10 protein-coding genes are annotated in these 12,688 nt (G+C 72.1%); 1 reads left to right on the top strand and 9 read right to left on the bottom strand.

The window, feature by feature from the left end; translation table 11 throughout:
* Window positions 1-167 precede the first annotated feature (167 nt).
* The 9 genes from DDJ31_RS14395 to DDJ31_RS14355 all read right to left on the bottom strand — a co-directional run bounded on the left by DDJ31_RS14395 (window position 168) and on the right by DDJ31_RS14355 (window position 11,888).
* Entirely contained in the window at window positions 168-1,010 is an 843-nt protein-coding gene (locus DDJ31_RS14395) for a siderophore-interacting protein (RefSeq protein ID WP_127179885.1), read from the bottom strand.
* Window positions 1,011-1,076: 66 nt separating this feature from the next.
* Window positions 1,077-2,123: an ABC transporter substrate-binding protein gene (locus DDJ31_RS14390; protein ID WP_127179886.1), complete on the bottom strand. Its 1,047-nt coding sequence runs from the start codon at window positions 2,121-2,123 to the stop codon at window positions 1,077-1,079.
* A gap of 267 nt (window positions 2,124-2,390) precedes the next feature.
* Entirely contained in the window at window positions 2,391-3,149 is a 759-nt protein-coding gene (locus DDJ31_RS14385; RefSeq protein WP_127179887.1) for a twin-arginine translocation signal domain-containing protein, read from the bottom strand.
* The gene (locus DDJ31_RS14380) at window positions 3,146-3,637 is read right to left on the bottom strand and encodes a hypothetical protein (RefSeq protein WP_240678204.1); all 492 of its coding nucleotides are present in this window, start codon (window positions 3,635-3,637) and stop codon (window positions 3,146-3,148) included. Before DDJ31_RS14380 ends, DDJ31_RS14385 begins: the two co-directional genes overlap by 4 nt.
* Before the next feature lie 12 nt (window positions 3,638-3,649).
* The gene (locus tag DDJ31_RS14375) at window positions 3,650-5,887 is read right to left on the bottom strand and encodes a glycoside hydrolase domain-containing protein (RefSeq protein ID WP_127179888.1); all 2,238 of its coding nucleotides are present in this window, start codon (window positions 5,885-5,887) and stop codon (window positions 3,650-3,652) included.
* 330 nt (window positions 5,888-6,217) lie between these two features.
* Complete coding sequence (locus DDJ31_RS14370) at window positions 6,218-7,378, bottom strand: acyl-CoA dehydrogenase family protein (protein ID WP_127179889.1); 1,161 nt, start codon at window positions 7,376-7,378, stop codon at window positions 6,218-6,220.
* 6 nt (window positions 7,379-7,384) lie between these two features.
* Window positions 7,385-8,308, bottom strand: a complete 924-nt coding sequence (locus DDJ31_RS14365; RefSeq protein ID WP_171480990.1) for a hydroxymethylglutaryl-CoA lyase — start codon at window positions 8,306-8,308, stop codon at window positions 7,385-7,387.
* A 17-nt stretch (window positions 8,309-8,325) separates the two neighbouring features.
* Window positions 8,326-10,260 (bottom strand): biotin carboxylase N-terminal domain-containing protein, encoded by a 1,935-nt coding sequence (locus tag DDJ31_RS14360; RefSeq protein WP_127179891.1) that lies wholly within the window; start codon window positions 10,258-10,260, stop codon window positions 8,326-8,328.
* Between the two features lie 11 nt (window positions 10,261-10,271).
* Window positions 10,272-11,888 (bottom strand): carboxyl transferase domain-containing protein, encoded by a 1,617-nt coding sequence (locus tag DDJ31_RS14355; RefSeq protein WP_127179892.1) that lies wholly within the window; start codon window positions 11,886-11,888, stop codon window positions 10,272-10,274.
* Window positions 11,889-11,998: 110 nt separating this feature from the next.
* Here DDJ31_RS14355 and DDJ31_RS14350 point away from each other — a divergent pair, with 110 nt between their 5' ends.
* On the top strand, window positions 11,999-12,592 hold the full coding sequence (locus tag DDJ31_RS14350; RefSeq protein ID WP_127179893.1) for an SACE_7040 family transcriptional regulator: 594 nt from the start codon (window positions 11,999-12,001) through the stop codon (window positions 12,590-12,592).
* Window positions 12,593-12,688: the final 96 nt, after the last annotated feature.

Here is a 12,688-nt window from a genome sequence, read left to right as displayed (position 1 = left end):
GCGTGATCACGACTTAGGTTAGCCTAACCTAAGTAACGCAGCGGAAACGAGAGGCTACGGGTGACGGCCGTCACTCCAGGCCCAGTTGGCCCCGGGCGCACGGCAACCACCGCCGCACACAAGGGGATTGGCCTTCGGGTGCGGCGGTGGACGCCGGTTGTGCCCTGCTACTCGCCGCGCTCGCGCAGCTGTTCCTCGCTCAGCCCCCGCCGCCAGTAGCCGACGAAGGTGACCCGGCGGCGGTCGACGCCGCAGACGCCCACGACATGCCGGCGCAGCGCCTTCACGGCCCCCGACTCGCCGGCCAGCCAGACATAGGGCCGCTCGGCGCGGGGGAGTCCGGCCGTCCGCAGGGCGTCCAGCGCGAGGGGGCCGGCCGCCCGGCCGCCGTCCCCGACCAGCCAGGTGACCTCGACGTCCCGCCCGGCGGCCAGGTCGAGGACGTTCCCCGGGTCGGTCACCTCCAGCCAGACGCGGGCGCGGGTGCCGGCCGGCAGCGACTGAAGGATCGCGGCGACGGCGGGCAGCGCGGTCTCGTCGCCCCAGATCACGACGAGATCGGTGTCCTCGGGCGGCCGGAAGCGGATTGCCCGGTTGTCGGCGACGGCCGGACCGAGCAGCACCACCCGGTCACCGGCCGCGGCCCGCGCGGCCCACGCCGACGCGGGGCCCGCCGGGGTGTGCAGCACGAAGTCGACGTCGATCTCGTCGGCCCCGCCGGGCATCCGGCGCAGCGCCCGCAGGGTGTACGAGCGCATCACGGCCCGTACCCCGTCGGGGAGTTCGCGCCAGCCCTGCCACCAGCCGTCGCCGAGGTGGTGGGGGACGGCGGGCTCGTCCTGACCCGGGTGCGGCAGGAACAGCGACAGCGACTGGTCGCGGCCGTCGGAGTGGAAGTGGCACAGCTCGTCCCCGCCGAAGGTGACCCGGACCAGGGACGGGCCGAGCCGCCTCGTCCGTACGACCTGGAGGGAGAAGAAACGGAACGGGGCGGCAACGGCCGTGGTCATCAGTGCTCCTGAGACGCGGTCGGGCGGCGGGCGGCAAGAGGGGGGCGGGGGCGGCGCCCCGCGCGGTCAGCTGACCTTCTTGGCGGTCTCCAGCGCCTCCGCGAGGGTGGTCAGCAGCGGCGTGCACTTGTCGTAGGACAGGATCGGCTCGGGCGAACGGGAGATGACCTGGCCCGCCTTGACGGCCGGCAGCTTCTTCCAGGTCGGCTTGGTGATGTCGGCCGGCTGGATGGTCGAGGAGCGGTCGTCCATCATGATGATGTCGGCCCGGTACTTGTCCGCGTTCTCCCAGCTGAGGCTCTCGTACCAGCCGCCGCCCTCGGCCATCGCCTTGGCGGGCGGCTCCACGAAGTTCACGCCGAGCGCCTTGAAGTACTCCAGGTCGACGGAGAGGTTGCTGCCGGAGACGTAGAAGAGCGAGTCGGCGGCCGAGCCGGCCATCACCTTCAGCTCGGGGCGCGCCTTGGCGGCCTTGCGCAGCCGCTCGGAGGCGTCCTCGAAACGCTTCTTGGAGTCGACGACCTTGGCGGCCTTCATGTCCGCGCCCAGCGACTCCGCCAGCGCCCACACCCGCTGGAGCGGCTCGGTCAGCTGCCGGTCGTAGACGGAGACGGCGACGCTGGGGGCGAGCGCGGCGATCTTCTTCGCGGACTCCTCGGGGACGTACCAGAGGGTGCCGGCGCTGTCGAAGGTCGTGGAGATGAGCACCTGGGGGCCGAAGGCCGCGTACTGCTCCACGTTGAACTGGCCGTAGGTGTTGCCGAGGACCTTCAGCTTGCTGACGTCCATGTCGCCGGCCTGCACATCGGCCTTGCCGCCCTTGACGGTGGTCGGGCCGAAGACCGCGTCGACCGTGACGCCGTAGTCGTACAGCGCTGCGGCGACCCCGACGAAGGCGACGATCCTGGTGGGCACCTTGTCCAGCTTCACGGTCGTGCCGCGGTCGTCCTTGAAGGACCAGGGGCCGGACGCGGCGGCGGCCGTGGAGCCCGAGCCGCTGCCGCTCCCCGTGTCGCCGTCACCGCACGCGGCCAGGAAGGCGCCCAGGCCGAGTGCGCCGCCGGTGGCGAGCAGTCCGCGGCGGGAGAAGGTGGCGTTGGTGGCGTTCGACATGGGTGGGGTCCGCTTTCGCTGCGTACGGGGTCAGTGGGGTCCGCTCCCGCGGTGACCGTGATCAGGCTTAGGGTAGCCTAACCTTATGGATCACCGATGACCAGGCCGCCCCGGAAGTCCGCACACGCGCGGGCCGGGGCGCGCGGACCTGTCGTCCACCCGCCCCGGCCCGCGGAAGACCGCCCGCCGGCGCCAGAGCCACGGAGCCGGAACTCGTCATCCGGAGTCCGGAGCCCGGAGCCCGGAGTCCGGAGTCCGGAGTCCGGGCTAGGCTGCCGCCCCCTGACGGCGTGCCAGTTCCCGTGCCGCGCCCCGGCGCCTGGCCGACAGCACGTCCACCGGACCCCCGGCGCCCTTGCCCGGCACCTCGCGCCAGCCGCGGAGCCTGCCGACCACCGACGCGAGCAGCGGGTCGCCCGGCGGCACCGCCAGATAGAACAGCGACTCGTCGGGCTTGCGGTCATCGCCGCCCCAGCGCACGACGCCCTCCAGCTCGGCGAGTATGTCGCGGATCACCAGCAGCTGGGCCGGGAAGAACCCGCCCGTGACCCCGGACGGGTAGTGGCCAGGACGGATCTGCACGGCCGTCCCGGACGCCTGGTTGGCCTCGGGCAGCCGCCTGCGGACGTCGGCCGGCGCGCGCCAGCCGACGACGTCGCCCGCGCGCAGCGCGTCCACCTCGTAGTGGAACCGGCGCACGACATGCACCAGGACGGTCTCCGCGTCGCCGATCCGCACGGTGACGCCCCTGATCGGGGTGCCGGGCACCGGCCGGGTCCACACCGAGCCGCCCTTGTCGGCGGCCAGCTCCAACTCCCAGCCGTTGGGGCCTGGTTCACCGGTGTGCGTCAGCTTTCTGCGGGCCAGCGCGCGCCGGGCCGCGTCCCGGAACTGCCGGGTCCCGCCGGTGCTGTCCGCCGCGTACGCGGGGGAGGCGAGGTACTGCGAGAAGGGCAGCGACGCCGCTGCGGCGGCGCCCACGATCACGGCGGTCCTGGTGAGGAAGGTACGGCGGGATGTCGTCATGGACGCGTTGTCTCTCTCTTGTGGTCCCTGGTGACCCGGCGCTCGGACTCCAGCACGCTGAACCCGCCCAGCACGGCGGCGCTGAAGGCGAGGGCGCCCACCGCGGGGTTGAGGTAGCCGGGCACGCCGGTGGTATAGGTGGTGCCGTTCTCGACATGGCATCCGAGGGCGAGCGGGATGTAGCTGGGGCGGTAGGAGTCGATCTCCAGCACGTGCGCCGGCCCGACCGCCTCCTTGCAGGCGGTGTCCCGCCTCGTCTCGTCCAGGGTCATCAGATGCACGGCGCCCCAGGCGAAGAGGGCCGCCGCGCAGGCCGCGGTGAGCGCGGCGACGGCGCGCAGCGTCGTCAGCAGGCTCCCGCGCCTGACCCCGTGCCTGGCCAGCGTCACACAGCCGAGGACGGCAAGCGCGGCGGCGCCCGCCAGGCCGACGAGGATGATGACCACCAGCGCCAACGGGTTGTGCCCCGCGTACGGATCGGATGTCACGACTGCTCCTGCCTACATTCGGGAGAGTCCGTTGTACTTCTCGAACAGCTGATAGAGCCCCATGCGCTTGGTGGCGTGCTCCTCGGCCTCGTCGCCCCACCCCTGGTAGCGGCGCAGTACCTGGAATATCTCCGACTGGGTGTACCCGAGACTCATGGGCCGCATCACCGTCTCCCCGGCGGGCGGGTTCTTCCCGCCGGGCTTGCCGCCCGCGTCCCACAGGTGGATCAAGGATACGGTCCTGACCGCGTAGGCGTTGTCCTGGTTGACGCGGTGCCACATCGTCCAGATGTCGGCGTCCTTGGCCGGGTCGAGGGTGGTGCCCGTGACGAACCCCTTGGCGATGCAGTGGTTCCAGGCCCGGATGCCGACCTCGCCGCTGATCTGCGCGATGCCCGTGGAGGAGTCGCGGACCGGCGAGATCACGCCGCCGCCGACCCCGGTGTGGTAGTAGACGACCGCCGCGTCGACGGCCAGGTCCACCGCGTCGTAGTGGCGCATCTCCCAGTAGGCGGACGTCTGGATGAGCGCCTTGCGCATGCTGAAGGTGTGCGACAGGTCGGTGATCAGCTCGTCGTGGGACATGATCGTCTCCAGGCACTCGCTGTGCGTGAAGATGCGGTTCGAGTCCTCGTCGGGGAAGCCGATCGACCGCATGTACGAGCTGGTGTCGCTGCGCAGCGCCGGGTAGTACGCGCCGTCGAACGCGGTGTCCGCGCTGTCGAGCACCGACGGGTTGAACGAGTTCTCGCCGGTGTCGCGGCCGGAGGCGATGTCGATGTCGATGTTGATGGAGCCCGAGCCCGAGCCGACCGTCTTCGTGACGATCTGGTCGTAGGCCCAGTTGGGCGGCAGCGGGTAGCCGTAGTTGCCGGAGAAGCCGCTGGACATGTCGGAGACGAAGCTGGCCGTGGCGTGGCCCGCCTCGGAGACCCGGATGCACACGTTGCGCGGACCGTAGACGCCGATCCGGTAGGGGTTGCCGGAGAGCGCCATGGCGTCCTCGACCCCCTTGAAGTACGGCAGGATGCTGTCGGTCACCTCGTAGTCGTAGGCGTCGAAGTCGACCGCGAAGAAGATCCGGGCGCCGTTCTTGAACCCGTGCCGCTGGGCGGCGTTGACGGCGGCGAGGCCGTCCGCGGCGCCCGCCGGGTACTTGAAGCCGTCGGCGTCGCGTCCGTAGGTCTGGTAGATCGGGAAGCAGCGCAGTCCGTTGTCGGCGATGGTCTTCAGCTCGCCCGGCTGGATCTCCTTCTCCGGCAGGCTCGTCGTGCTCGGGTTGAGCAGATAGCGGCCGACGTACTTGATGCCCTGCGCCTTCAGGGCCGCCGCCCGTGCCGCGGTGATCGTCGTGACGCCGTCGCACGCCTCGCCGCTGCGGCTCTGGTCGCCGTACGACACCAGCAGCGACGCCCAGGTGGAGAAGTCGCCCCTGCCGGTGACCGGGAGCTTCGCGAAGTCCTGGAACGCCGAGGTCGCGCTCGACAGGGAGCTGTCGAAGCTGCCGCTGAAGGCCACCCCCGGGCGCTGGTTGAGGATCATCGCGGCGCTGAACAGCTGCGGCCAGGTGCCGGTCGAGCCGATGGAGAGGGTGTGGTCCTTCAGCCCCGCCTGGGTGCCGGGGCCGAAGACGCCGTTGGCGACGCCGTCGGCCATGCCCAGCTCGTACTGGACGGCGTACAGCATGGCCGCGGCCATGGTCCTCGAGTGGTTGCCGTCGCAGGCGACGACGTAGAAGTCCGCGCGGGAGATGTAACGGCCGTTGATCCACTGCTGGATGGAACGGATGCTCGCGCTGCCGCCGCTCACGACGACGTACGGGTCCATGTTGAGCAGGCCCTTGAAGACCTTCGGGTAGAGGCTGCCGCTGTCGGGGAACGAACCCTGCACGCCCATGTCGCTCATCAGGCGGCCGATCGAGGCGGCCACCCGGGCGTTGTACTTCCCGTCGATCTCGCCGCCGTCGTACCCCTTGCAGTACAGCGCGGACTGGATGATGCGGGCGAAGTTCGCGGACGGCACCGTGCCGGCGTTGAGCACCGGGTACTTCGACTTCAGCGTGTTCAGCGTGGTGGGGCCGAAGTTGTCGGAGAGCGAGCTGATGCCGATCTCCAGCTGGAGGGCCCGGGTGAGGGCGTACATCACGGTCCAGCTCGTGCGGCCGTTCTCCTCCAGCGGAGGGATGCCGAGCATGTTGGGGTAGGTGGTGTTGATGAACCGCTGGGCGCGGACCACCATCTCGTCGGCCATGCCGGGGCTCGCTTTCGCCGAAGGGGGAGAACCGGGCGCGGGAGACAGGTGCCGGAGGACGTCACCGGCTGCGCGACCGGAGACGATTCTGCGGCAACTGCCCTGCGCTGCCTACGTTTTGGCGTATTCACGCCGGATATTCCGGCCCTGTTCCCGGCTCCGCCCCTGACCCGCCCCTCGGCCGCCGCCGACCCCGCACGGCGCAGGGGGAGTTCATCGGGCGCCGCGCTGCCGGTGCGCCCCTCCTCCCCGCGCGGCTCCCCGCACGCCGGACGCCGGGCCCGCTCGGTGTGAGCGGGCCCGGCGTCCGGTCCTCGGTGGCGGGTGCCGTCAGCCCGGCAGGCCCAACTCCCGCGCGATCAGCATCCGTTGCACCTCGCTGGTGCCCTCGCCGATCTCCAGGATCTTGGAGTCGCGCCACATGCGGGCCACCGGGTACTCGTTCATGAAGCCGTATCCGCCGTGGATCTGGGTGGCGTCACGGGCGTTGTCCACCGCGACCGTCGAGGAGTGCAGCTTGGCGAGCGCCGCCTCCTTCTTGAAGGGGGCGCCGCTCACCAGCCTGGCCGCCGCGTCCCGCCAGGCGAGCCGCGCGGTGTGGGCCTTCATCTCCATGTCCGCGATCTTGAACTGGATCGCCTGGTTGGCGCCGATCGGGCGGCCGAACGCGTGCCGCTCCTTCGCGTAGCGCACCGACTCGTCCACACAGCCCTGCGCCAGCCCGGTGGCGAGCGCGGCGATGGCGATCCGGCCCTCGTCCAGGATGCGCAGGAACTGGGCGTAGCCGCGGCCCTCCTCGCCCAGCAGGTTGGCGGCCGGGACCCGGACGTCCGTGAACGACAGCTCGCGGGTGTCCGACGCGTTCCAGCCGACCTTGGAGTAGGGCGCCGCGACCGTGAAGCCGGGGGTGCCGGACGGCACGATGATCGCCGAGATCAGCGGCCTGCCGTCGGGCTTGCGGCCGGTCACCGCCGTCACCGTGACCAGGGCGGTGATGTCGGTGCCCGAGTTGGTGATGAAGCACTTGGAGCCGTTGATCACCCACTCGTCGGTGTCGGGGTCGAGGCGGGCGGTGGTGCGGGTGGCGCCCGCGTCCGAGCCGCCGTCCGGCTCGGTCAGGCCGAACGCGCCGAGGATCTCGCCCGCGCAGAGCCGGGGCAGCCACTCGCGCTTCTGCTCCTCGGTGCCGAAGAGATGGACCGGCATCGCGCCGAGCGACACCCCGGCCTCCAGGGTGATGGCCACCGACGAGTCGACCCGGGCCAGCTCCTCAAGGGCCACGCCGAGCGCCAGGTAGTCGCCGCCCATCCCGCCGTACTCCTCGGGGAACGGCAGCCCGAACAGGCCCATGCGGCCCATCTCGCGGACGATCTCGTACGGGAACTCGTGCCGCTCGTAGAAGTCGCCGATCTTCGGCGCCACCACGTCGTGCGCGAACGCCTCGACGGTACGGCGGAGTTCTTCGAGTTCGGGGGAGAGCCGGAAGTCCATGACTGATCACTGGTCCTTGTGGGAGAGGGCCCGGACGGTGCGGGACGGGCTGGGTCGGCCCAGGTGTTCGGCCATCCACGCGCTGGTGGCGACGAGCCGGCCGAGGTCGATCCCGGTCTCCACCCCGAGACCCTGGAGCATCCAGACGAGGTCCTCGGTGGCGAGGTTGCCGGTGGCGGACTTGGCGTACGGGCAGCCGCCCAGGCCGCCCGCCGAGGCGTCGACGGTGGTCACGCCGTGTTCCAGGGCCGCGTAGGTGTTCGCGAGGGCCTGGCCGTAGGTGTCGTGGAAGTGCACGCCGATGACGTTCGTCGGCACGCCCTGTTCGTTGAGGGTGGAGAGCAGTTCGAGGACATGGCCGGGGGTGGCGACGCCGATGGTGTCGCCGAGGCTCAGCTCGTCGCACCCCATGTCCCGCAGCGCCGTGCAGACCCGCACGACCTGGTGGAGCGGGACGGCGCCCTCCCAGGGGTCGCCGAAACACATCGAGACATAGCCGCGCACGTGCGCGCCCTCGTCCTTCGCCCGCCGCACCACCGGCTCGAACATCGCGAGCGACTCGTCGAGCGTGCGGTTGAGGTTGGCCTTGGCGAAGGTCTCGGTGGCGCTGGCGAAGACGGCGACCCGGTCGGCGCCGAGCGCCAACGCCCGCTCCAGACCGCGCTGGTTGGGGACCAGCACCGGCAGGCACACCCCCTTGAGGTCCCGCACCAGCGGGAACAGGGCCTCCGCGTCCGCGAGTTGGGGCACCCACTCGGGGCGGACGAAGCTGGTCGCCTCGATCGTCGTCAGGCCCGCGTCGGCGAGCCTGCGCACGAACTCCGCCTTCACCTCCGTCGGGACGGTCGACTTCTCGTTCTGGAGGCCGTCGCGGGCGCCGACCTCGTGGACGCGCACCCGCATGGGCAGATCCTGGGCCGGCACCACCATGGGCAGTCCCTCGACGCTCACCGCTGCTCCTCCTTCGGGGTGACGACGGCCAGGATCTGGTCCATCGCGACCGTGGTGCCCGGCGTCACGTCCAGCTCGGTGACCGTGCCCGGGTGCGGGGCGGAGATGACGTGCTCCATCTTCATCGCCTCGACGACCAGCAGACTCTGCCCGGCGCTCACCTCGTCGCCGACGGCGACCTTCACCACCGTCACCGTGCCGGGCATCGGCGCGGTCAGCGAGTCCGCGCCCGCGTGGCCCGCGCCGGTGAGGGCCGCGGCGACCGGGTCGTGGTCGCGGACCTGCCAGGCGTCGCCGTCCCTGCCGAGCCAGTCGGCGGCCCGGTGGAAGGTGTGCCGCACGCCGTCGAGGGTGACGCAGACCTGGTCGGGGGTGACGGTGTGGGCGCCGCCGACACCGCGCGTGACGGGTTCGAGCCCCGGCACCCGCAGCGGGAAGACGACCGGGCGCGGCTCACCGCCGAGCCGCCAGCCGCTCGGCACCGCGAACGGGTCCGTCCAGCCGCCGCCCGCGGGCCGCAGCGCGTCGAGCCGGACGGCCGCGGCCGCCGCGTACACCTCGTCGGGCACCTCGGTGTCGACCAGGTCGTCCATCACCCGCTCCACCAGGCCGGTGTCCAACTCGCCCGCCACCACGTCCGGATGGCCGAGCAGCCGGCGCAGGAACCCGGCGTTGGTCGGCACCCCCAGGGTGACCGTCTCGGCGAGGGCGGCGCGCAGCTTGCGCAGCGCCGTCTCCCGGTCGGGGCCGTGGGCGATCACCTTGGCCAGCATCGGGTCGTACCGGCTGCCGACCTCGGTGCCCTCGGCGAGCCCGGAGTCGGTGCGCACGCCGTCCCCGGCGGGCTCGCGCAGCCGCAGGACCGTGCCGCCCGACGGCAGGAAGCCGCGCGCGCCCTCCTTCACCGACACCGTCTCCGCGCACAGCCGCGCCTCGACCGCGTGCCCGCTGAGCCGGACGTCCGCCTGCCCGAACGACAGCGGCTCCCCGGCCGCCACCCGCAGCTGCCACTCCACCAGGTCGAGCCCGGTGACCAGTTCGGTGACGGGGTGCTCCACCTGGAGGCGGGTGTTCATCTCCATGAAGCAGTACGACGACGGATCGGCGCCCGGCACGATGAACTCGACGGTGCCCGCGCCCCGGTAGCCGCACGAGCGGGCCGCCTGCACGGCCGCCTCGCCCATCGCCGCGCGGGTCGCCTCGTCGAGGAAGACGCTCGGCGCCTCCTCGATCACCTTCTGGTGGCGCCGTTGCAGCGAGCACTCCCGCTCGCCCAGGTGCACGACGTTGCCGTGGCCGTCGGCCAGGACCTGGATCTCGATGTGCCGGGGGCGGTCGATCCACCGCTCGACCAGGAGCGTGTCGTCGCCGAAGGAGGCGCGCGCCTCACGGCGGGCGGCGGCGATCTCCTCGTCGAGCGCGGACAGCTCCCGCACCAGCCGCATGCCCTTGCCGCCGCCGCCCGCCGACGGCTTGAGCAGCACCGGGGCGCCCAGGGCGCGGGCGGCGTCGGCGAGGTCGGGGTCGCGGCCGCCCGGCACCACCGGCACCCCGGCCGCCGCGACCGTCTCCTTGGCGCGGATCTTGTCGCCCATCAGGGCGATGGCGTCGGCGGGCGGCCCCACGAAGACGAGCCCGGCGTCGGCGCAGGCGCGCGCGAAGGCCGCGTTCTCCGCGAGGAAGCCGTAGCCGGGGTGGACGGCCTGGGCGCCGGTGCGGGCCGCGGCGCCCAGGATGCGCTCGGCCGACAGATAGCTCTCGGCGGCCGGCGCGGGTCCGAGCCTGACGGCGGTGTCGGCCTCGCGGACGTGCCGGGCGTCGGCGTCCGCGTCGGAGAAGACGGCCACCGAGCGCACGCCGAGCGCGCGCAGGGTCCGGATGACGCGGACGGCGATCTCGCCGCGGTTGGCCACGAGCACGGTGTCGAACACGGGTCCCCTCCTCACATCCGGAAGACGCCGAACTGGGGGTCTCCCAGCGGGGCGTTGCCACAGGCGGTCAGTGCGAGGCCCAGCACCTGCCGGGTCTCCAGCGGGTCGATGACGCCGTCGTCCCAGAGCCGGGCGGTGGCGTAGTAGGCGCTGCCCTGCCGCTCGTACTGCTGCCTGACCGGCGCCTTGAAGGACTCCTCGTCGGCCGCGGACCACTGCTCGCCGCGTGCCTCCAACTGGTCCCGTTTGACGGTCGCGAGGACCGACGCGGCCTGCTCGCCGCCCATCACGGAGATCTTGGCGTTGGGCCACATCCACAGGAAGCGGGGGGAGTAGGCCCGCCCGCACATCGAGTAGTTGCCCGCGCCGTAGGAGCCGCCGACGACGACCGTCAGCTTCGGCACCCGCGTGCAGGCGACCGCCGTCACCATCTTGGCGCCGTGCTTGGCGATGCCGCCCGCCTCGTAGTCCTTGCCGACCATGAACCCGGAGATGTTCTGAAGGAACAGCAGCGGGATGGAGCGCTGGTCGCACAGCTCGATGAAGTGGGCGCCCTTCTGGGCGGACTCGGAGAACAGGATGCCGTTGTTGCCGACGATGCCCACCGGGTGGCCGTGGATCCGGGCGAACCCGGTGACCAGGGTCGGCCCGAACTCCGCCTTGAACTCGGCGAACCGCGAGCCGTCGACCACGCGCGCGATGATCTCCCGCACGTCGTAGGGGGTGCGGGAGTCGACCGGGACGGCGCCGTAGAGGCCGTACGGGTCGACCTTGGGCTCCACCGCGGGGCGCAGCTCCCACGGCGGCTCGGCGGGCGCGGGGAGCGTCGCGACGATGTCCCTGACGATCCGCAGCGCGTGCGCGTCGTCCTCGGCGAGGTGGTCGGTGACGCCCGACACGCGCGCGTGGACCTCGCCGCCGCCCAGCTCCTCGGCGGTCACCACCTCGCCGGTCGCGGCCTTCACCAGCGGCGGGCCGCCCAGGAAGATGGTGCCCTGGCCGCGCACGATCACCGCCTCGTCGCTCATCGCGGGCACATAGGCGCCGCCCGCCGTGCACGAGCCGAGGACCGCGGCGATCTGCGGGATGCCCGCGCCGGACATCCTGGCCTGGTTGTAGAAGATCCGCCCGAAGTGCTCGCGGTCGGGGAACACCTCGTCCTGCATCGGCAGGAAGGCGCCCCCGGAGTCGACCAGGTACACGCACGGCAGCCGGTTCTCCAGGGCCACCTCCTGGGCGCGCAGGTGCTTCTTGACCGTCATCGGGTAGTAGGTGCCGCCCTTGACGGTCGCGTCGTTCGCCACGATCACGCACATCCGGCCCGCGACCCGGCCGATCCCGGCGATCACCCCGGCGGCCGGTGCCTGGCCCTCGTACATGCCGTCGGCCGCCAGCGGGGCCAGCTCCAGGAACGGCGAGCCCGGGTCGAGCAGCGTGTCCACCCGCTCCCTCGGCAGCAGCTTGCCGCGCGCGGTGTGCCGGGCGCGGGCCTTCTCGCCGCCGCCGAGACGGGCCGCGGCCAGCTTGCCGCGCAGCTCGTCGGCGAGCGCCCGATGGGCCCTCTCGTTGGCCTGCCAGGCCTCCGACGCGGGGTCCTCCGCGCTCGTCAGCTCCGGTGCCTCCTGCATCCTGCGGTCCCCTCACCCAGTGGTCGAAACCCAGTGGTCGAACTGTTAATGAGCGTTAACCATCGCTCACAGGTTAACGACCGCTAACCTCCCTGTCTAGAATTGTTCGCATGACCACCAGAACCGACGCCCCCACCCGCCGCGAGCAGATCCTCAAGGAGGCCGCCCGCCTCTTCGCCGAGCGCGGCTTCCACGGGGTCGGGGTCGACGAGATAGGCGCCGCGGTCGGCATCAGCGGCCCCGGCCTCTACCGGCACTTCGCGGGCAAGGACGCGATGCTCGCCGAGCTGCTGGTCGGCATCAGCGGCCGGCTGCTGACCGGCGGCAAGCGCCGGGTGGCCGAGGCCGACGGCGACCCCGGGGCGCTCCTCGACTCGCTCGTCGAGGGCCATATCGACTTCGCCCTCGACGACCGGCCGCTGATCACCCTGCACGACCGCGAGCTCGACCGGCTCAGGGACAGCGACCGCAAGCTGGTCAGGCAGCTCCAGCGGCAGTACGTCGAGCTGTGGGTCCAGGTGGTGCGCCAGGTCTACCCGGCGCTCGCCGAGCCCGCCGCGCGGGCCGCCGTCCACTCCGTCTTCGGCCTGCTGAACTCCACCCCGCACCTGCCGCGCCCCGGCGCCCTGCCGGGCCGCGCCGCCACGGCCGCGCTGCTGCACCGGATGGCCAGGGGTGCCTTCGCGGCGGCCGGGCAGGAGTGACGAGCGTTACCCGCCTCCACGGCTGGACGGTGTCCGTACTCGCCGGTACGGTTGGCTGAGCAAGCGCTTAGGCGTGAGTCGGTGACAAGGCGGAGG

Source organism: Streptomyces griseoviridis (genome assembly GCF_005222485.1).
Lineage (GTDB): Bacteria > Actinomycetota > Actinomycetes > Streptomycetales > Streptomycetaceae > Streptomyces > Streptomyces hintoniae.
Note: the sequence above shows the minus strand (reverse complement) of the source record. Positions and strands in the feature narration are given on the sequence as shown.

Excerpts from the sequence above, each read along its gene's own strand:
- DDJ31_RS14395 (WP_127179885.1), bottom strand. The coding sequence starts at position 1,010 with ATGACCACGGCCGTTGCCGCCCCGTTCCGTTTCTTCTCCCTCCAGGTC.
- DDJ31_RS14390 (WP_127179886.1), bottom strand. The coding sequence starts at position 2,123 with ATGTCGAACGCCACCAACGCCACCTTCTCCCGCCGCGGACTGCTCGCC.
- DDJ31_RS14385 (WP_127179887.1), bottom strand. The coding sequence starts at position 3,149 with ATGACGACATCCCGCCGTACCTTCCTCACCAGGACCGCCGTGATCGTG.
- DDJ31_RS14375 (WP_127179888.1), bottom strand. The coding sequence starts at position 5,887 with ATGGCCGACGAGATGGTGGTCCGCGCCCAGCGGTTCATCAACACCACC.
- DDJ31_RS14370 (WP_127179889.1), bottom strand. The coding sequence starts at position 7,378 with ATGGACTTCCGGCTCTCCCCCGAACTCGAAGAACTCCGCCGTACCGTC.
- DDJ31_RS14365 (WP_171480990.1), bottom strand. The coding sequence starts at position 8,308 with ATGGTGGTGCCGGCCCAGGATCTGCCCATGCGGGTGCGCGTCCACGAG.
- DDJ31_RS14355 (WP_127179892.1), bottom strand. The coding sequence starts at position 11,888 with ATGCAGGAGGCACCGGAGCTGACGAGCGCGGAGGACCCCGCGTCGGAG.
- DDJ31_RS14350 (WP_127179893.1), top strand. The coding sequence starts at position 11,999 with ATGACCACCAGAACCGACGCCCCCACCCGCCGCGAGCAGATCCTCAAG.